At 64.4% G+C, this 18,043-nt stretch carries 17 protein-coding genes; 16 read left to right on the top strand and 1 reads right to left on the bottom strand.

What is annotated here, in order from left to right:
* Positions 1 to 103 precede the first annotated feature (103 nt).
* The 8 genes from RHPLAN_RS34330 to RHPLAN_RS34295 all read left to right on the top strand — a co-directional run bounded on the left by RHPLAN_RS34330 (position 104) and on the right by RHPLAN_RS34295 (position 9,406).
* Positions 104 to 832 carry an SURF1 family protein gene (locus RHPLAN_RS34330; protein ID WP_068028365.1) on the top strand — a complete coding sequence of 243 codons (729 nt, stop codon included), beginning with the start codon at positions 104 to 106 and terminating at the stop codon, positions 830 to 832.
* Between the two features lie 70 nt (positions 833 to 902).
* The gene (locus RHPLAN_RS34325) at positions 903 to 1,868 is read left to right on the top strand and encodes an MBL fold metallo-hydrolase (protein WP_068028362.1); all 966 of its coding nucleotides are present in this window, start codon (positions 903 to 905) and stop codon (positions 1,866 to 1,868) included.
* A gap of 118 nt (positions 1,869 to 1,986) precedes the next feature.
* Positions 1,987 to 2,568, top strand: a complete 582-nt coding sequence (locus RHPLAN_RS34320; protein WP_198164622.1) for a GNAT family N-acetyltransferase — start codon at positions 1,987 to 1,989, stop codon at positions 2,566 to 2,568.
* Between the two features lie 145 nt (positions 2,569 to 2,713).
* The gene (locus RHPLAN_RS34315; protein WP_068028358.1) at positions 2,714 to 4,444 is read left to right on the top strand and encodes an adenylate/guanylate cyclase domain-containing protein; all 1,731 of its coding nucleotides are present in this window, start codon (positions 2,714 to 2,716) and stop codon (positions 4,442 to 4,444) included.
* 108 nt (positions 4,445 to 4,552) lie between these two features.
* Complete coding sequence (locus RHPLAN_RS34310; RefSeq protein ID WP_068028355.1) at positions 4,553 to 5,995, top strand: acetamidase/formamidase family protein; 1,443 nt, start codon at positions 4,553 to 4,555, stop codon at positions 5,993 to 5,995.
* 118 nt (positions 5,996 to 6,113) lie between these two features.
* Entirely contained in the window at positions 6,114 to 7,022 is a 909-nt protein-coding gene (locus tag RHPLAN_RS34305) for a metal ABC transporter substrate-binding protein (protein WP_198164621.1), read from the top strand.
* Positions 7,019 to 8,293 (top strand): metal ABC transporter permease, encoded by a 1,275-nt coding sequence (locus RHPLAN_RS34300; RefSeq protein WP_068028352.1) that lies wholly within the window; start codon positions 7,019 to 7,021, stop codon positions 8,291 to 8,293. The genes RHPLAN_RS34305 and RHPLAN_RS34300 overlap by 4 nt, the downstream gene beginning before the upstream one ends.
* Positions 8,294 to 8,398: 105 nt before the next feature.
* Positions 8,399 to 9,406 (top strand): ABC transporter substrate-binding protein, encoded by a 1,008-nt coding sequence (locus RHPLAN_RS34295; protein WP_084246158.1) that lies wholly within the window; start codon positions 8,399 to 8,401, stop codon positions 9,404 to 9,406.
* A gap of 23 nt (positions 9,407 to 9,429) precedes the next feature.
* Here RHPLAN_RS34295 and RHPLAN_RS39995 read toward each other — a convergent pair whose 3' ends face one another.
* A complete protein-coding gene (locus RHPLAN_RS39995; protein WP_157100670.1) occupies positions 9,430 to 9,780 on the bottom strand; it encodes a hypothetical protein in 351 nt (116 codons plus the stop codon).
* A 139-nt stretch (positions 9,781 to 9,919) separates the two neighbouring features.
* Between RHPLAN_RS39995 and RHPLAN_RS34290 the strand changes: the two genes are divergently transcribed.
* The 8 genes from RHPLAN_RS34290 (at position 9,920) to RHPLAN_RS34255 (ending at position 18,023) form a co-directional block, all read left to right on the top strand.
* Positions 9,920 to 10,273: a hypothetical protein gene (locus RHPLAN_RS34290; protein ID WP_157100669.1), complete on the top strand. Its 354-nt coding sequence runs from the start codon at positions 9,920 to 9,922 to the stop codon at positions 10,271 to 10,273.
* 77 nt (positions 10,274 to 10,350) lie between these two features.
* Positions 10,351 to 11,577 carry an efflux RND transporter periplasmic adaptor subunit gene (locus RHPLAN_RS34285; RefSeq protein WP_068028348.1) on the top strand — a complete coding sequence of 409 codons (1,227 nt, stop codon included), beginning with the start codon at positions 10,351 to 10,353 and terminating at the stop codon, positions 11,575 to 11,577.
* An 8-nt stretch (positions 11,578 to 11,585) separates the two neighbouring features.
* Entirely contained in the window at positions 11,586 to 14,831 is a 3,246-nt protein-coding gene (locus RHPLAN_RS34280; protein ID WP_068028342.1) for an efflux RND transporter permease subunit, read from the top strand.
* A gap of 18 nt (positions 14,832 to 14,849) precedes the next feature.
* Positions 14,850 to 15,803 (top strand): cation diffusion facilitator family transporter, encoded by a 954-nt coding sequence (locus tag RHPLAN_RS34275; RefSeq protein ID WP_068028341.1) that lies wholly within the window; start codon positions 14,850 to 14,852, stop codon positions 15,801 to 15,803.
* A gap of 361 nt (positions 15,804 to 16,164) precedes the next feature.
* On the top strand, positions 16,165 to 16,392 hold the full coding sequence (locus tag RHPLAN_RS34270; protein WP_068028339.1) for a hypothetical protein: 228 nt from the start codon (positions 16,165 to 16,167) through the stop codon (positions 16,390 to 16,392).
* Between the two features lie 181 nt (positions 16,393 to 16,573).
* Entirely contained in the window at positions 16,574 to 16,735 is a 162-nt protein-coding gene (locus RHPLAN_RS39990) for a hypothetical protein (RefSeq protein WP_157100668.1), read from the top strand.
* A 150-nt stretch (positions 16,736 to 16,885) separates the two neighbouring features.
* A complete protein-coding gene (locus RHPLAN_RS34265) occupies positions 16,886 to 17,065 on the top strand; it encodes a hypothetical protein (protein ID WP_068028332.1) in 180 nt (59 codons plus the stop codon).
* Between the two features lie 682 nt (positions 17,066 to 17,747).
* Entirely contained in the window at positions 17,748 to 18,023 is a 276-nt protein-coding gene (locus RHPLAN_RS34255; RefSeq protein ID WP_068028326.1) for a hypothetical protein, read from the top strand.
* The last annotated feature ends 20 nt before the right edge of the window (positions 18,024 to 18,043 follow it).

The following is an 18,043-nucleotide window of genomic DNA, read 5'->3' as shown; positions in this document are numbered from 1 at the left end:
AGTAACGAAAGGCCGTTCACGGCCGTCTTGTGTAACGAAAGGCCGTTTACGGCCGTCTTATGTAAGAGGAATCCTAAGCGTGCTGGAAAAGCGCAGGGGCTTGTTGATTCCCGCCGTCATGACGCTTGCCGCGCTCGTGGTGTTCATCGGCCTCGGCACCTGGCAGATCGAGCGCAAAGCCTGGAAGGAAGGCCTGATCGACATGCTGACACGGCGGCTCGAGGCGCAGCCGGCCGAGTTGCCGGGCCCGGCCGATTGGGGCGGGCTCGATGCCGGCAACGCGGAATTCCGCCGCGTGCGCCTGAACGTGCAATTCCAGAACGCGCAAGGCAAAGCGCAGGATGCGCTGGTCTACACCAGCGGTTCGCAAATCCGTGATGACGTGAAGGGGCAGGGCTTCTTCGTGTTCAGCCCGGCGAAGCTGTCGGGCGGCGGGACCATCGTCATCAACCGCGGCTTCACGCCGGACAAGAACTACCCGCCAGCCGAAGCAAGCACTCAGGAGATCGTCGGCGTCCTGCGCTGGCCCGAACAGCCCTCGTGGTTCACGCCGGGTCGCGACAGTGCAGGCACCTGGTACGCGCGCGATCATCTCGCGATGGCGCAGGCGCAGGGCTGGGGCAAGGTCGCGCCGTTCTACATCGAGATGGAGGACCCGGTGCCGCCCGGCGGCGTGCCGCATCCATCCGTGCTCAAGGTGCTGCTGCGCAACGAGCACCTGCAATACGCCATCACCTGGTTCGGCCTTGCCGCCGTGACGGCGATCATGTTCGCGATCTGGGCCTGGCGACGGCGCGAGATGGAGGCTGACCTCTCACCGCCCTCGTCCTGAGGGCCTCGTTTGGGCGTAGTGACAGCGCACCGCGAAAGGTGCACGCTCCCTAAAAAATGGGGAGGATCACATGAAAGCATGTCTCGGACTGCTGACGGCTTCGCTCGCCTTCGCCACCAGCGCCATCGCGCAGGGCGCCCCGCCATCACAAGCCCAACTCATCACGCTCGGCACCGCCGGCGGTCCGCTGCCGCGAGGCGATCGGATGCAATCGTCCAATCTCCTTGTCGTCAACGGGGAGCTCTATCTGATCGACGCGGGCGGCGGCGTCACGACTCGGGTGGTGCAGTCCGGCAATGATTTCCGTAAGGTCGGCAAGATTTTCATCACCCATCCGCACAGCGACCATACTGCAGGCCTCGCCACGCTGATGGTGAGCCAGTGGGAGTATCAGCGCGCGGAGCCCGTCGACATCTACGGCGGCGGCGTCGAAGCGCTGGTGAAGGGCGCGCTCGCATATCTCACGCCGAACGCCGAGATCCGCTGGGCCGAGGGCAAGAAACGGCCGATGGCCGACACCTTCAAGGGCCACGACATCGCATCGGGTGTGGTGTTTCAGGACGCCAACGTGAAGGTCACGGTGGTCGAGAACACGCACTTCAACTTCCAGCCCGGCACGCCGCCTTACGGCAAGTACAAATCATTCTCCTATCGCTTCGACACGCCGGGCCGTTCGTTCCTGTTCACCGGCGACACCGGCTGGTCGGAGCCGGTGGCGGAGCTTGCGAAAGGCGTCGACCTGCTGGTCACCGAAGTCACCGAGACCGAAGATGTCATCGCGCTGATGAAGAAGGCCGGCGCGTGGCAGGCCAAGACGCCCTCCGAGCAGGAAGGCTGGATCCGGCACATGCACGAGGAACACGTCACGCCCGAGGAGGTCGGCAAGCTCGCCGCAAAGGCCGGGGTGAAGGCGGTGGTAATGACGCATCTCAGTCCGTCGCCGAATCCGAATGACGATTTCGCGCGATACGTGGAAGGAGCCAAGAAGAACTTCACGGGTCCGATCACCGTGGCAAAAGACCTGATGAAGTTCTGACGCGGCTGTCTCGCTGCGGCATAAACTCCGCATCACGGTTTCTTAACCGGGCCCTGCCATACGGATGGACAGGGCGACGGCTACCATTGCGATGCAGCGGCATCGCTGGAGACGTCCGATGGCGGTTTCCGCGGTCAGTTCGTCGTTGTCGCCCGCTCGCCACACACCCGATTCCCAAACCTCGCTTTCATCGCGCGAACGGCCGTCATTGCCGGTCGATGTCCGCGCCGCCCGACTTGCGGATGTGCCGCTTCTCATCGGCATGAAGACGCAGATGGCCGCGGCCGAGGACGCGGCTTTCTTTTTCGATGATACGCCTGCGCGCTGGGAGCGCGATTTCTTCGGCCCGGAGTCGCGGTTTCTTGCGCTCGTCTCGGAACTGGCCGGTCATCCGGTTGGAATGGCGATCTTCAACGAGCAGCCCATGGCCGGCTGGCCTTCGGTGCCGATCTACATCCAGTCGATCTATGTGAAGCCGGAGTTTCGCCGCCGGGGCGTCGGCCGCGCGTTGATGGCCGGGATCATCGCCGAAGCGCAACGCCGGCGGTCCCAGCTCGTCTTCCTCAATGTGGATCACAACAATGCCGCGCGCAGGCTCTACGAGAGCGGCGGCTTTGTGCACGCCGACACCTGCCTCGTTTACACGCTGGTGGTGCCGCAAGATGCCGATACGCCCCAGCCCGCCCCTGCGCGCCGGTAGCATGGCTCCGACGCTGCGGTTAAAACCAGCGACCTGCGTTTGAGGCGACGCGGGCGATCCGGGCTATCAAGTTGCACCGGTTCCGCATAGAATTCGGTTTTAGCGGTGGGCGAGGGGCTGCCGCGGCTTTTTAAAAATCGAATTGATGTTCAGTCGTTCCATTCGCCAAAAGATCGTCGGCATCGCGGTCGGCCTGATCGTTCTGATGATCGTCACTTCGGTGCTGTCGATTTTCATGGCGTCGAGGGTTGGCCTCCTGCTCGATGAGCTTACCAACAAGTACCTTCCAGCTTACGCCCATCTCTCACAGGCCAATGTCCTCTCGCTTGAGCGCGCTCTTGCGCTTCGCCGGCTGATGATCGCGAAGATGCAAACGCCGCCGGATCAGGCGGGCTATGCCGCGCGTTTGAAAAATTTTCAGGAGCTTGGGCCCGAGGTCGAGAAACACACTGAAGCCGCGCGCAAGCTGATCATCTCGATCATCGAAGACCCCCGCACGCCGTCGGACAACGCGGCGCTGGCGCGCATCGAGACTCGTGTTGATCTTGCCACCCACGACGTCATCGCTCGCATGAGCGTTGAATCGTCCCAGTTGATCGGAGCGCTGGATGGGCAGAATTTCGACGGCGCACGGCAACGCATGGCGCTGATCGATGCGCTGCGTGATGAATTCATCGGCAAGATCGACACCATCCGCAATGACATGGGCGCCCAGGTGCTCGCCAGCGCACACAAGGTCATTGCCGATCAGAAGAAAACCATTGTGGTGTCGGTCGTCGTGACCGCGCTCGCCGCGATCATCGGCCTGATCTTCGCAATGCTGGTCTCGAGCGGCATCACCCGCCCGGTCCGACTGCTGCTCGAAGGCACGCGTCACGTCGAGGCCGGTAACCTGGACCGGTCGATCAGCATCACCACGCAGGACGAGATCGGGCAGCTGTCGCTCGCGTTCAACCGCATGATCGAGCAGCTCCGGCACAATGAGAAAATCCGCCAGACCTTCGGCAAATACATCGACCCTCAGGTGGTCAAAGGTCTGATTGATCAGCCCACGCTCGCCACCGAAGGCAAGCGCCGGATCATGACCGTGATGTTCTGCGACATGAAAGGCTTTTCGGCGCTGAGCGAAGGCATGACGCCGCAGGGGCTGGTCAAAGTCATGAATCGCTATCTGTCGATCATGTCGGAGCCGATCCACAATCACCAAGGCATCATCGACAAATACATCGGCGACGCCATCATGGCCTATTGGGGACCGCCGTTCGTCGATGAGGCGGATCAGGCCCGGTTGGCCTGTCTTGCCGCGCGAGACATGGTCGCGAATCTCGGCGCGTTGCGCCAGGAATTGCCGGAACTGCTCGGCGTGCGAAACATTCCGATGCATCTCGACATCCGGATCGGGATCGCCACCGGCGAGGCGCTGGTCGGCAGCATCGGCTCCGAGTTCATGATGAGCTACACGGTGATGGGAGACACGGTCAATCTCGCCGCGCGTCTCGAGCCCGCCAACAAGATCTACGGCAGTCATGTGCTGGTTTCGGAAGCGACCGCGCGCGCCGCGGAGGCGGCAATCGAACTGCGCGAGATCGACCGGCTCTTTGTCGCTGGCTCGTCCCAGCCGCAAGCGGTGTTTGAGATCATGGGCGTCAAAGGCGGGTTGAGCGAGCAGCAGTCGGTGCTGCAAAGCCGCTACGCCGAAGGCCTCGCCGCTTATCGGGGGGGCCGCTTCGATGACGCGCGGGGAAGCTTCAACGCCGCGCTCGCGGCGGTTCCGGCTGATGGCCCGTCGCTGGCGTTGTTGAAGCGGATCGAGAGCCTGCAGGCCAATCCGCCGCCCTCGGACTGGGATGGCGCCTGGCCGCTGGCCGGCCGATAAAAGCGCGGTCCACGGGGCGTGTGCCCCGGCGCCCTGAATTGCCAATGCAATCGTGGATAGCATAACCTCATTGCGGCCGAGGAATGCTGCCAATCGGGGAGAGTACTCATGAAGCGAAAGGCTTATCCCATTGCACTTGGTGCCGGCGTTGCGCTGGTCATCGCCACTGCGGCGCTCGCACAGACGCCGAACACTGCACAAAGTCCTGCGCAGAATCCTGCACCGACTCCCGCGCCAAGCCCGGCGCCTGCTCCCGCACCGGCTGCCGCGCCCGCATTCCCACCGACCGCCACCATCACGACGCCGGGCTATCCGGCACAGGCTGCGGCCGATCCCAAGCTCCGCGTTCTCGATCTGCCGAACGGCAAGAAGGTGCACGTTCTGCCCGCCACGCTCGAGACCACGCAATGGGGCTGGTTTGATAACGCGCAGCCGCCGGTGCTGCGCGTGCATTCCGGCGACACCATCGCGCTGGAAACCATGATGCACAGCCACAACCAGGTGGTGCCGGGCGCGACGATCGAGCAGATCAAGAAGCTGCGCACCGATTTTCCGGGCCGCGGTCCGCACACCTTGACGGGGCCGATTTACATCGAGGAAGCGCAGCCGGGTGACGTGCTCAAGGTCACGCTCAACAAGATCGTGCCGCGCTCTTACGCGACGAACTTCAACGTGCCGGGAATGTTCGGCCAATTCCCGAACGTCTATGCGGACGGCCAGGTCAAATATCTCTATCTCGATCTGGACAAGATGCAGACCGAGTTCCTGCCCGGCATCGTGCTGCCGCTGAAGCCGTTCCCGGGCACGCTCGCCGTCGCGCGCAAAGAGCCCGGCCGCTATTCAAGCGTGCCGCCGGGCGAATACGCCGGCAACATGGACATCCGCGACTTCGTCGCCGGCAGCTCGCTCTATGTGCCGGTTCATGTGGCGGGCGCGCTGCTGTGGACCGGCGACTCGCACGCCGGCCAGGGCAACGGCGAGGTCAACCTGACCGCGATCGAGACCGCCTACAAGGAGTTCAACATCACGGTCGAGGTCATCAAGGGCAAGCCGCTCGACTTCCCGCGGATCGAGACCGCGAAGTCGTGGATCACGATGGGCTTCGACCAGGACCTGAACAAGGCCTGGGCGCAGGCCAAGGCACAGACCGTCAAGTTCCTCGCCGAGCAGCGCAACGTGCCCGCGGAGCAAGCCGAGAAGCTGATGGTGAGCGTGTCCGATTGCCGCGTTTCCCAAGTGGTCAACATCAAGAAGGGCATCCACTGCCTCAATCCGAAGAACACGCGCGACAAGGAGGACATGGAGCGCCCGACCAAGGAGACGTCGAAGTACTACGTGGCCCATGCCAAGGACGCCGACCTGAACAAGGCGATGAACGATGCATCGATGGGCATGATCAAGTTCCTCGAGACCGAGAAGAAGATCGCCCGCCTCGATGCTTACGGTCTCGCCAGCGTCGCGATGGACTGCCGGGTGGGCGCAATCTCGGACACCGAGAAGAACGTCCATTGCCTCGTGCCAAAGAGCATCTGGGTCGCGAGCAAGAAGTAATAAAAACCCGGGCGGTGCGCTCCCTCCCCCTGCAAGGGGGAGGGTCGGGGTAGGGGTCAGTTTCTCAGAGCGAGGTTAGCCCTGCCCAATGCGGCCGGTCTGCATGTCACGATCGAACGTGTCGCGTATTGCCCTCATTCTCGTGTGCCTCGCGCTGGCATCGCCGGCGCTGGCGCAGCAGCGCCTTCAGGTCGTGACCACGACCACCGACCTGCGCAGCCTGACCGAGGCCGTCGGCGGCAACCGCGTCGCGGTGACGAGCCTCGTGCCGCCGAACTTCGATGCTGAGGAGTATCAGCCGAGGCCGCAGGACGTGCTGCGCCTCAAAGATGCGCGCCTGGTCGTGCGCGTCGGCCTCGACTACGACCTGTGGCTCGACCGCCTGCTGGCGCAGACCGGCCGGCCCGAGATCGATCGTGGCGGGCCGGCGTATGTCGATGCATCGTTCGCGATCGCGGCGCTGGAACTGCGCGGCATGAGCGTCGGCCCGGGCGACGGCCACGCGCATGGCAGCGGCAACCCGCACTACTGGCTCGATCCCGGCAATGCCGAGATCGTCACCGGCACAATCGTCGAAGCGCTCGCCCGCATCGACCCGGCCGGCGCATCGGTTTACGAGGCCAACCGCGCGGCCTTTGTCGCCAAACTCGCGTCGAAGCTCGCGGGTTGGCAGGCAAGGCTCGCGCCGCTCAAGGCCTTTCCGCTCGTCGCCTATCACAACAGCTGGCCCTATTTCGCGCGCCGCTTCCGCCTGGATTTCGCGGGCTTCATCGAGACGAAGCCCGGCGTGCCGCCGTCGCCGTCGCACCTCGCCGGCATCATCGAGATGATGCGTGCGCGGGGCGTGCGCTTCGTGGTCCGCGAGCCCCATGAGCCGGACCGTGACGTGGCCTTCGTCGCGAGCAAGGCTGGCGCCACGGTCGTGACGCTCGCCGCCTCGGTCGGCGCGCTGCCGAACGCCGTCGATTACATTTCGCTGTTCGATGCCAATGTCGACGCGCTCACCAAGGCTTCGGCGGCAAGATGACCGACGCCCTCTCATTCCTCTGGCCGGCGTTTCTGGTGTCTGTCTGCCTGGTCGGCATCCACGCCTATTTCGGCATCCAGGTGCTGGCCCGCAAAGTCATCTTCGTCGATCTGGCGCTCGCGCAGATCGCAGCGCTCGGCGCGACGATCGCGTTCATGCTCGGCCACCCCGCGCAGAGCGGGGCGACCTACGGCTATTCGCTCGCGTTCACGCTGCTGGCGGCCGTGCTGCTCGCCTTCACCCGCGCCTGGTCCGGCCGCGTGCCGCAGGAGGCGCTGATCGGCGTGATTTACGTGGTGGCCGCGGCCGCGGCCATTCTGCTGATCGACCGCGCGCCGCAGGGCGCCGAGCATCTGAAGCAGATCCTGACCGGCAACATCCTGACCAGCGGCCTCAATGAGATCGCCATCGTCGCGCCGCTTTACGCCGCGGTGGGGCTTTTGCACTGGCTGCTGCGCCGAAGGCTGACCGGCGCGGGATCGCTGTTCTTCGAGTTCGTGTTCTACGCAAGCTTCGGCGTCGTCGTGACGAGCTCCGTCGCGATCGCTGGCGTGCTGCTGGTGTTCTCGTTTCTCATCGTGCCCGCGGCCATCGGCGTCATGTTCGCATCGTCGCAGGGCAGGCAGCTCGCCATCGGCTGGGTCACCGGCAGTCTCACCAGCGCCGCGGGCCTCGCCGTCTCGTTTGTGCTCGATCTGCCGACTGGCGCCGCGATGGTGTGCGCGTTCGGCGCTGCGCTCGTCGTCGCAGGGATCGCTTACGCATTCCGGCCCGCGGGGCGCCGGCAGGCCGCGCGTGTCGCTGCGGCAACTGCGCGCTGGGGCGTGGCCGCGATCCTGGCCGGTTCCGCCGTGCAGCTCGCTGCGGCGCCGCGCGCCGATCAGCCGCTTCTGGACGTTGCCGAATACGCCGTGCCTTCGCTGCGGCAGCTCTATTTCACCCGCATCGAGCAGGCCACCTACCTCGACGCCAGCGCCTACGCCGAGCGCTATCGCGCCGAGGCCGAGCAGCTCAACGATCTGGAGCGGCGCAAGCGCACCGAAGGCGAGGCGCTCGATGATTTCGCGCTGGCGCGCGTGTCCTCGTTCCTGAAGTCCTACGGCGAGATGCACAAGGGCGAGCAGTTCGTCATGGCCGAAGTGCGCGCGCGGGCACGCGAGCGCGTGCGCTGGGGCTTCGGCGCGGGCCTGCTGGCTTTGGCCGTGATGGTTGTCGTACCGTGGCGGCGGTTGCGGCGGTCACCCGCCCGCGTCGGAGCAGCCGCGCCATAGCGGGGCGCAGCCTGCGTACAATTGACTTCATCTCGAAGGAGAAGCCGCTCGCAAACCATTGGCCTGCTTTTTGCTCGGATCAACTTCTTCGCCCAGGAGGTATCGATGCACAGGCGTTCGTTCTTGAAAATGTCTGCGGCGGCTGGCTTGACTGCGCCGCTTCTCGCGCGACCTGCCATCGCACAAGACCGCGAAATCCTGATTGCCGAGCCGACCCGTTCGGTCAGTTACCTGCCGATCTACGTCGCCATCACGGAAGGCTACTTCAAGAAGGCGGGGCTGAACGCGAAGATGCTGACCGCCGAGCAGAACGGCGCCGCGATCAATGCGACCTTGGCCGGTCAGGCCTTCTCATTCCTGGGTGGTCCTGAACGCGTTGCGTTCGCCCGCGCGCAGGGCGGCCAGCTGCGCGCGGTCGTCAACTGCGTCGACCGTGGCAATGTGTATTTCATGGCTGCCAAGGGCACCGGCCCGAAGCCGGGCGAGGACATCGGCGCGTATCTCAAGGGCAAGCGCATCGCGATCGGGCCGCGGGGCACCTCGCCGCACTCGGTGGCGCGATATGTTCTGATGGCGAAGTTCAATCTCGATCCGGACAAGGATGTGCATCTCACCGAGGTGCCGACGTCGACGCCGTATGTCGCGATCAAGGCGAAGCTCGCCGACCTCGGCGTCGGCTCCGAGCCTGGCATCGCCCAGGGCATCGGCCAGGGCCTGTGGGACGAGCCGTTCTACAACGCGCCGAAAGAGCTCGGTCCGCTTGCTTACACGGTGCTGAACGTGGCCAAGTCCGTGATCGAAAAGGAGCCGCAGCTCGTCACCGACTTCGTCGCCGCGGCCATCCAGGCGCAGAAGACGACGCTCAGCGAGCCGGACCGTGTCCGCGCCATCGCGGCACGCGAGTTTCCGACCATGAACCCGGCCGATCTCAAGGCCACGCTCGAGCGCACCTATGCCGACAACTTGTGGAGCCCGGACGGCGACATCAGCCGGCAGTCCTGGACCACGATGCATGCCGTGGTGCGGACGATCGGCGCGCTGAAGATCGATGTGCCTTATGACGACGTCATCGACAATTCGTTCGTCGAACGGCTGACGAAAAGCAAAGGCTAGCCGTGTGCCCCACGCGGCGCCAATCAATCGTTGTCCGGTCCGCGGAAGCTTCGGCCAAGCCGATATGAACGTCCGACCCGCACATAGTCCTGATGCAGGCACCCAGATGCGTTACAGAATAACGGCTGCCCGTCGCATCTGAATTTCTCAAAATGCAGATGGATCACCTGTCCATCGGGTGAATACGTGGCGAAATAGTGCAGGGCGCTGCTGGTCCCACCACACATGGCTTTAACGCTCGCACGCACTTCGGTCGGCAATTCCTGGATGTGAAATGGATTCCAAGGGTCTTCGCGCCCTTGGTCCTTGAACCCTTGAGCCTGGACGGTGCCGGGGTTGATGGCGATCGCCAGTGCGGCAATTGGTAACCACATAGCTTCGCTTTCTCGCGAGGGGTGCGTGGGTCGAGGTGTTCGATTGCCTCACAATCCCGCTTCTGTCTTGCCAAGTCCATCGTTGATCGCTAGGTGCAGGTATCGCAAGCGTGCACCGATGCAACGTTATAACAGTCGGATGAGCCGAGTTTTGAACTGGACCGCGCCCGCGAAAGCGGGACGCGCGGTGCTGGCGCTCGTCATCGCCTGCGCATTGGCGCTCTCGTTCGTGCATTGTGCGTCCGCCGGCGATGACCGCGCTCCGCTGCATGTCGCGACGCTGCAAACCGATGCGGGTGTGCAGCCGCCCGTGCACCATGCTCCCGCACACGGCGATCATTGCCTGCAGCATTTGCAGACGTTCGCGGCGCCCGCCGCGATGCCGGTGACGCGGGCGATTGTCTGCCGCCAGCCGTCTGCCGGCGATGTCGTGTTGAACGGCCTCGAGGGACTGAGCCTGTTCAGGCCGCCTCGTCTCCGTGCTGCCACTTAACGCAGCCGCCGCGCCGGTCTCGGCGCTTTTCAAATCCCATCTTTCGGTGCGCCAACCTCGGGCGCAGGCATACTTATATGAAACGACCTCTTGTGGCGGCGATCTTCGCCGTGGCGAGCATTGCGGCCGTCGTGGCTGCGATCTCTTTCGCTCCAGCCGGCCTGCGACCGTGGCTCGGTCAATCCGAGCCGCCGCCGTCGGCCGAGAACGCCGAACATGCGGACCACGACGGCGACCACGAAGCCAGCGTGACGTTGAGCGACGATCAGGTGAAAGAGTCCGCGATCGAGCTGGCTGCGGTCGCCGGTGGCGATCTGCAGAACCACTTCCTGGCGCCAGGGACCATCGTGCAGGACGCCAACCACGTGGCGCGGGTTTCGGTGCGTGTGCTCGGCACCGTCGCCGAATTGAAAAAAGGGATCGGCGACAAGGTCGAGAAGGGCGAGGTGCTGGCGATCATCGAAAGCCGCGAGGTGGCAGACGCCAAGAGCGAGTACCTGGCGGCGCTTCCCACCAACGAGCTGCAACAGACGCTCGCGGCCCGCTTCAAATCGCTCGCCGACACCCGCGCGCTGGCCGAGAACGAATACCTTCGCGCCCGGCTGGCTGCCCAGGACGCGCAAATCCGCGTTAACTCCGCGCGGCAGAAGCTGTTCGCGCTCGGCCTGTCCGAGGCCGAGATCACGAGCCTGCCGCAACAGGACGCGCAGTCCATGCAGAAGCAGGAGCTGCGCGCCCCGATCGCGGGAATCGTGGCTGAGCGGCGCGTCGACCTCGGCGCTCTGGTGGGCCGCGAGGGGCTCGAAAGCGAGCTGTTCGTGATCGTCAACCTCGACCGGGTCTGGGTCGATCTCGCGGTCGCGCCATCGGACGTCGCGAAAGTCTCGGAGCGCGTCGAGGTTTCGATCAAGGCGGCCGCGACCGGCCTCGCCGCCAAGGCACGGGTGAGCTTCATCAGCCCGATGCTGGACCAGAACACGCGGAGCGCCCGCGTCGTCGCCTCGCTCGATAACGGCGATCACGCGTGGCGGCCCGGCACCTACATCACCGCCGAGATCCCCCTCAATGGTCCGCCGGCCGCGATCCTGATCCCCAAGCCCGCGCTGCAGGCCATCAACAACGAGCCGGTCGTGTTCGTGCGCGACGGCGCCAAATTCCTGGCGCGCAAGGTCAAGCCCGGCCGCGAGGACGACGAACGCATCGAGGTCCTGAGCGGTCTCGCGGCCGGCGATCGCATCGCCGTGACCAACACCTTCATCATCAAGGCCGAGCTCGAAAAGGGCGCGGCCGATCACGATCATTGAGGCCCGGCATGGTCAAGCACATCCTGGCCGTTTCGATCGCGTACCGCTGGGTCGTCGTGGTGCTCAGCCTCGTTTCGGTCGTCGCCGGCGCCACCGCGTTGCTTCGGCTGCCGATCGATGCCGTGCCCGACATCACCAACAACCAGGTGCAGATCAACACGGTCTCACCGTCGCTGTCGCCGATCGAGATCGAGAAGCAGGTCACGTTCCCGATCGAAACCGCGCTCGCCGGCATCCCCGGCCTCGAAAGCACGCGCTCGCTGTCGCGCAACGGCTTCTCTCAGGTGACGGCGGTGTTCGGCGACCGGACGGACATCTATTTCGCGCGGCAGCTCGTGAACGAGCGCCTGATCGAGCTGCGCGGTTCGATGCCTCCCGGCGTCGAGCCGCGCATGGGGCCCGTCACCACGGGCCTGGGCGAAATCTACATGTGGGCCGTCGAGTACGGCGGCAAACCGGCGCGCGACGGCTCGCCCGGCCTGCAGCGCGATGGCAGCTTCCTGACGCCCGAGGGCCAGCACCTCCGGACACCGGTGGAACGCGGCGGCTATCTGCGCACCGTGCAGGATTGGATCGTGCGGCCGCAGCTCAAGAATGTGCCGGGCGTCGCCGGCGTCGACAGCATTGGCGGCTACACCAAGCAGTATCAGGTCACGCCCGACCCCGAGAAGCTGATCGGGCTCCGCGTCACGTTCGGCGACGTCGTCAAGGCCATCGAAGCCAACAACGTCAGCCGCGGCGCGCGCTATATCGAGCGCAACGGCCAGGGCGTCGTGGTGCGATCCGCCGGCCGCCTCGAATCCGTGGCCGAGCTCGAAGCCGTGGTGGTGAGCACGCGGGGCGGCGTGCCGGTGCGTGTGCGCGATGTCGCGACGGTGTCGATCGGCGGCGAAACCCGGACCGGCAGCGCCAGCGAGAACGGCCGCGAGGTGGTGATCGGCACCGCGCTGATGCTGATCGGCGCCAACAGCCGCACCGTCGCGGCCGCGGTCGACGCGCGCCTCGCCGAGATCAGGAGCCTTCTGCCGCCAGGCATCCAGCTCAAGCCAGTGCTCAACCGCACGCAGCTCGTCGACGCCACGATCAGGACCGTGCTGAAGAATCTCGCGGAGGGCGCGCTGCTGGTGATCGCCGTGCTGTTCCTGCTGCTCGGCAACCTGCGCGCGGCGGTGATCACCGCCTGCGTCATTCCGCTGGCGATGCTGCTGACAGCTTTGGGGATGTGGCAGGCGCAGATCAGCGCCAACCTGATGAGCCTCGGCGCGCTCGATTTCGGCCTGATCGTCGACGGCGCGGTGATCATCACCGAAAACGCCTTGCGGCGCCTCGCGCACAACCAGCAATCGGCGGGGCGCGCCTTGAGCCTGCAGGAGCGGCTCGCCACGGTGCAGGCCTCGGCCGAGGAGATGATCCGGCCGAGCGTCTACGGCCAGGCGATCATCATCCTGGTCTACGTCCCGATGCTGACCTTCACCGGCGTGGAGGGCAAAATGTTCGTGCCGATGGCGGCGACCGTCATCATGGCGCTGGTCGGCGCCTTCATCCTGTCGCTCACCTTTGTGCCTGCGCTGATCGCCATCGCCCTGACGCGCCGGGTGCAGGAGACCGACAACGCCGCCGCGCGGTGGCTTCGCAGTATTTACACGCCGCTGTTGGGCCGCTCGCTGGCGCGGCCCTATCGGGTCATGGCCGGCGCAGGCCTGCTGTTCGCTCTCGCCTTGCTGATGTTCGGCCGCATGGGCCAGGAGTTCATCCCATCCCTGGACGAGAAGAACATCGCGATGCATGCGCTGCGCATCCCCAGCACCGGCCTGACCCAGTCGCAAGAGATGCAGCTCCGCGTCGAGCGCGCCGTGAGCGCCTTTCCGCAGGTGGCCTTTGTGTTCTCGAAAACCGGCACCGCCGAGCTTGCATCCGATCCGATGCCGGCCAGCGCGTCGGACACGTTCATCATCCTGAAGCCCGCGCAGGAATGGCCCGATCCTGCGCTCTCCAAGGCCGAGCTCATCCGGCAGATCGAGAACGCGATCGGCACGCTGCCGGGCAACGTCTATGAGTTTACGCAGCCGATCCAGATGCGGTTCAACGAGCTGCTGGCCGGCGTGCGCGGCGACATTGCCGTCAAGGTGTTCGGCGACGACTATGAGGCGATGCTGCGCTCCGCCAACCAGATCGCGGCCATCCTGAAGACCGTGCCCGGCGCGACCGATGTGCGGGTCGAGCAGGTCGAGGGCCTGCCGATCCTCGACATCAAGGTCAACAAGGCCGAGATCTCGCGGCTCGGTCTCAACACCTCGGCCGTGCAGGACGTGATTGGCGCCGCGATCGGCGGCCAGGAGGCCGGCGTGATCTACGAAGGCGACCGCCGCTTCGAGATTATCGTGCGACTGTCCGAAGCGATCCGCGCCGATCTCGAGATGCTCGGTCACCTGCCCGTCGCGCTGCCTCAAGACACGTTCAAGGACAGTGCGAACGCCCAGATGCAGGCGGTGCCGCTCAGCCGTGTCGCGACCTTCAGCTTCAACGAAGGCCCGAACCAGATCAGCCGCGAGAACGGCAAGCGCCGCGTGGTCGTCACCGCCAACGTGCGCGGCCGCGACATCGCGTCGGTCATTGCGGAGGCGCGCGATCGGATCGGGCCCGCGGTGAAGCTTTCGACCGGATCGTGGATCGCCTGGGGCGGCCAGTACGAGAACCTCGCCACGGCCAGGCAACGGCTCGCGATCGTGGTGCCCGGCTGCTTCGTGCTGATCTTCCTGCTGCTGTTCAGTGCGCTCGGCAGCGCCCGCGACGCGCTGCTGGTGTTCAGCGCCATTCCGCTGGCGCTGACCGGCGGCATTTTCGCGTTGTGGCTGTGCGGCATTCCGTTTTCGGTGTCGGCGGCTGTCGGCTGCATTGCGCTCTCCGGCGTCGCGGTGCTGAACGGGCTGGTGATGCTCACCTGCATCAAGGACCTGGCAGCCGAAGGGAAGCCGCTCCGCGAAGCCATCGAGTTGGGTGCTTTGACCCGGCTGCGCCCGGTGGTGATGACGGCGCTGGTCGCCTCGCTCGGCTTCGTGCCCATGGCGCTCGCCACCGGCACCGGCGCCGAGGTGCAACGGCCCCTGGCAACCGTCGTGATCGGCGGTCTTGTTTCCGCGACACTGCTGACGCTGTTTGTGTTGCCGGCGCTTTATCTCCGCTTCGGGCGCGCCGTCGTGCCGGTCGAATCCGGTGAGCCGATCAAGCCGGGCAACGTTGTCACTGAAACATAAACCGAAGAGCATTGCAGAATGAGCGACCATCATCACCACCACGATCACACCCATGGTCACGGCCACGATCATGCTCACGGCGCACGGCACGTCCACGCGCCGGCGAGCTTCGGCAAGGCCTTCATCATCGGCATTGTCCTCAACACCGCGTTTGTGGTGATCGAGGCCGTTTACGGCTTCACCAGCAACTCCGTGGCGCTGCTCGCGGACGCCGGACACAACCTGTCCGACGTTCTGGGTCTGGTGGTCGCCTGGGCCGCTTCCGTGATGTCACAGCGCGCGCCGTCGTCGCGCTACACCTACGGACTGCGCGGCACATCCATTCTGGCCGCGCTGTTCAACGCGATCTTCCTCATGGTTTCGGTCGGGGCCATCGGATGGGAGGCGATCCTGCGGCTGTTCGAGCCCGCGGCCGTCGAAGGCAAGACCGTCATGGTGGTGGCCGGCATCGGAATCCTGATCAACGGATTCACCGCCCTGTTGTTTGCATCCGGCCGCAAGGGCGACATCAACATCCAGGGCGCCTTCCTGCACATGGCGGCCGACGCGGCGATATCGGCGGGCGTCGTGATCGCGGCCTTGGTCATCCTGATCACCGGCTGGCAATGGCTTGACCCGGCCGTGAGCCTCGCGATCTCGGCCATCATCATCTGGGCGACGTGGGGGCTGTTGCGCGACAGCGTCGCCATGTCGCTCGCGGCCGTTCCCGACCGGATCGATTCAGCCGAGGTGCACGGTTTGCTGCAGCGCCAGACGGGCGTCTCCGGCGTGCACGATCTGCACATCTGGTCGATGAGCACGACCGAGATCGCGCTGACGGCCCATCTGGTGATGGACGGCGGCTGTCCCGGAGACGAGTTCCTGTTGGCTGTCGGCGACAGGCTGCGCCACGATCACGGCATCGGCCATGTCACGCTGCAGGTCGAGCGGGACGGCGGCTTGTGCCCGCAACGGCCGGCGCACGTGGTGTGAGTCCACTCAGGCAGATCGGGCGCCGTGCACAGACAGGCGCTTCGTGCGGTGGCGCGTCCATTGGGCGCGACTGAAACCAACGCGAACTATATCCGGCCCTTTACGTTTACTTTCCACTTGAAAGCCAGAGGAGAAAGACAATGCCTGTATTTGTCATTCCCATTCTGATCGGAATTCCCGTCCTGGTCGGCGGTGGGTACGTGCTCATACACGTCCTCCATCACTGACTTATATGAAAAAAGCCGCCTCAAAGCCGCGGCGGCTTTTTCATGAGGTATCACCTGATACCAATAGTTTTGTCACGGCGGAAACTAAAGCCGGTCCATGTTGTTGACCCGGCGCCAACAGAGGAGGCGACCTTATGAAGAAACTGGTTCTGGCAACTGTGCTCGTTGCTTTCGTCACTCCCGCTCTTGCTGCCGATGCATTCTATGTCGTGCAGGACGTGAAGACGAAGAAGTGCACGATCGTCGACAAGAAGCCGACCACCACGACGGAGACCACGGTTGTTGGCGACGGCACGGTCTACAAGACTCGGACCGAGGCCGAGACCGGCATGAAGAGCGTCAAGGTCTGCACGTCCAACTAACGGACGTGCGATCGAGAAGGCCCGGAGCAGGGATGCGTCCGGGTCTTTTCATTGCCCAGACTCGCGGTCTTGGCCGCCATGGTAGGTGCCTCGAAGCCTCATTCAAGTGAGGAATGGCACTGATGCGCTGTCGATAAATTTGACAGAGCGCATCTGCCCGGCGCCCGTTAACCCGAAAGGCATGAAAACATCCGACGCGATGGATTGCCCGAGCTGCGGCGCACCGATGGAGCGCAAGCGCACCGAGGCCATGCCCACCGGCGTCATCGCGACGGTCTACAAGTGCATGATGTGCAACACGGAAGTGGGCAAGATTGCCAAGCAGGAAAATCAGGGCGGATAGCGGCAGGCAGATGAGGCGTTGTGCTGCACAGCATCATGTCTTTCGACATGTGCCGGAAAAATTCCAGCTGTGTTTTCGCTGAGTCAGCAATGGTGCAGACGGCATTGCGTGCCACCCGTTAGAAAGAAAGGACAAGGTTGGGAGGCGAGCATGACGCTTCAGTTCTCCTGTCCGACGGCACAGCAGATGATCGACAGCGGCATGGAAATGGACGAGCAGACATTCCGCACGGCACGTCTGAGGATCGTCACGGTATCCTGTCCGCATTGCGACCGGAAACACCGCTTTCTCCTGGCAGACGGCGTGAGAACCTATGCTGAAGCGACCTAGTTACGCTTGGACGCCCGAGGACGAGATCAGGCTGCGGGAGCTTGCGGGCAAAGGCATCCAGATCCACAGCATCGCGGTCCGGCTCCGCCGGTCCGTCTCCAGCATCAAAAAGCGCGCGGGCTCGATCGGCGTTGAATTGCCCAAGTCACGCCGGTCCCGGTTTCGCTTCGAATAAAAAACCCGGCCCGAGGCCGGGTTAAGTCGTGCCGCAGCACGCGAGGATCGAACTTCCGGATCGAGAGCCCCCGCTGTCAAAATGAGTCTGACTTGAGGCTGCTGTATCGCCGCCTCGCCGGCGCGTCTTTTCAATTTGACGTACAAAGTTCGTGGAACGCTTGGAAGCTCTGTCAATTTATAGAGCCATGGATCACGTCGCGTACCTTCGGCGGTTGAAGGTGTCCCAGTTGAAGACCCGAGCGGTCATCGATCGGGCCCTCCAGCAGATCGGGGAGGCCGGAATCCTGCTGCGATCGTTGGACCAGCCCGCCCATCCTCAATGCTGCGGTTTGCCCATGTGGCGGGAGGCCGTGAGGGTCGGGCCGGGAATGAGGCTGACGGAATTCAAATGTCCGGTCTGCGAGAAGTCGAGACTCACGCTTCACTTTCCTGAAGCGAACTGAGCGACTCTTACTCGCGACAAGGGTCATCGGTCATTGCACGGTCCCGGCAGCCGGGGCCGTCGATGTCGCGCGCACCGTGGGGTTCCGCGGAAACCTCCTCGCATTGGCGCGGTTACAAGGTCATGGAGCAAACATTGGAGAAGGCGCTGAACCTGGCCGAGCGCATCATCATGCACATCGAGCACGAGGTGCCGCCGGAGGCCGAGGTGGTCGCGGAGCTGAAGACTCTCATCCCCAAACTCCGCAAGGAACGCGGGTTCGCTTCGCCCGTGGACAGTGCGCGCCCCGGCGGGCACGTTGGACAACATCCGCCCGATGGGAGCGAAGAGCCCGGCTGACACCGGGCTGTTTCGTCGGT

It is taken from the genome of Rhodoplanes sp. Z2-YC6860 (assembly GCF_001579845.1).
Classification (GTDB): domain Bacteria; phylum Pseudomonadota; class Alphaproteobacteria; order Rhizobiales; family Xanthobacteraceae; genus Z2-YC6860.
Note: the sequence above shows the minus strand (reverse complement) of the source record. Positions and strands in the feature narration are given on the sequence as shown.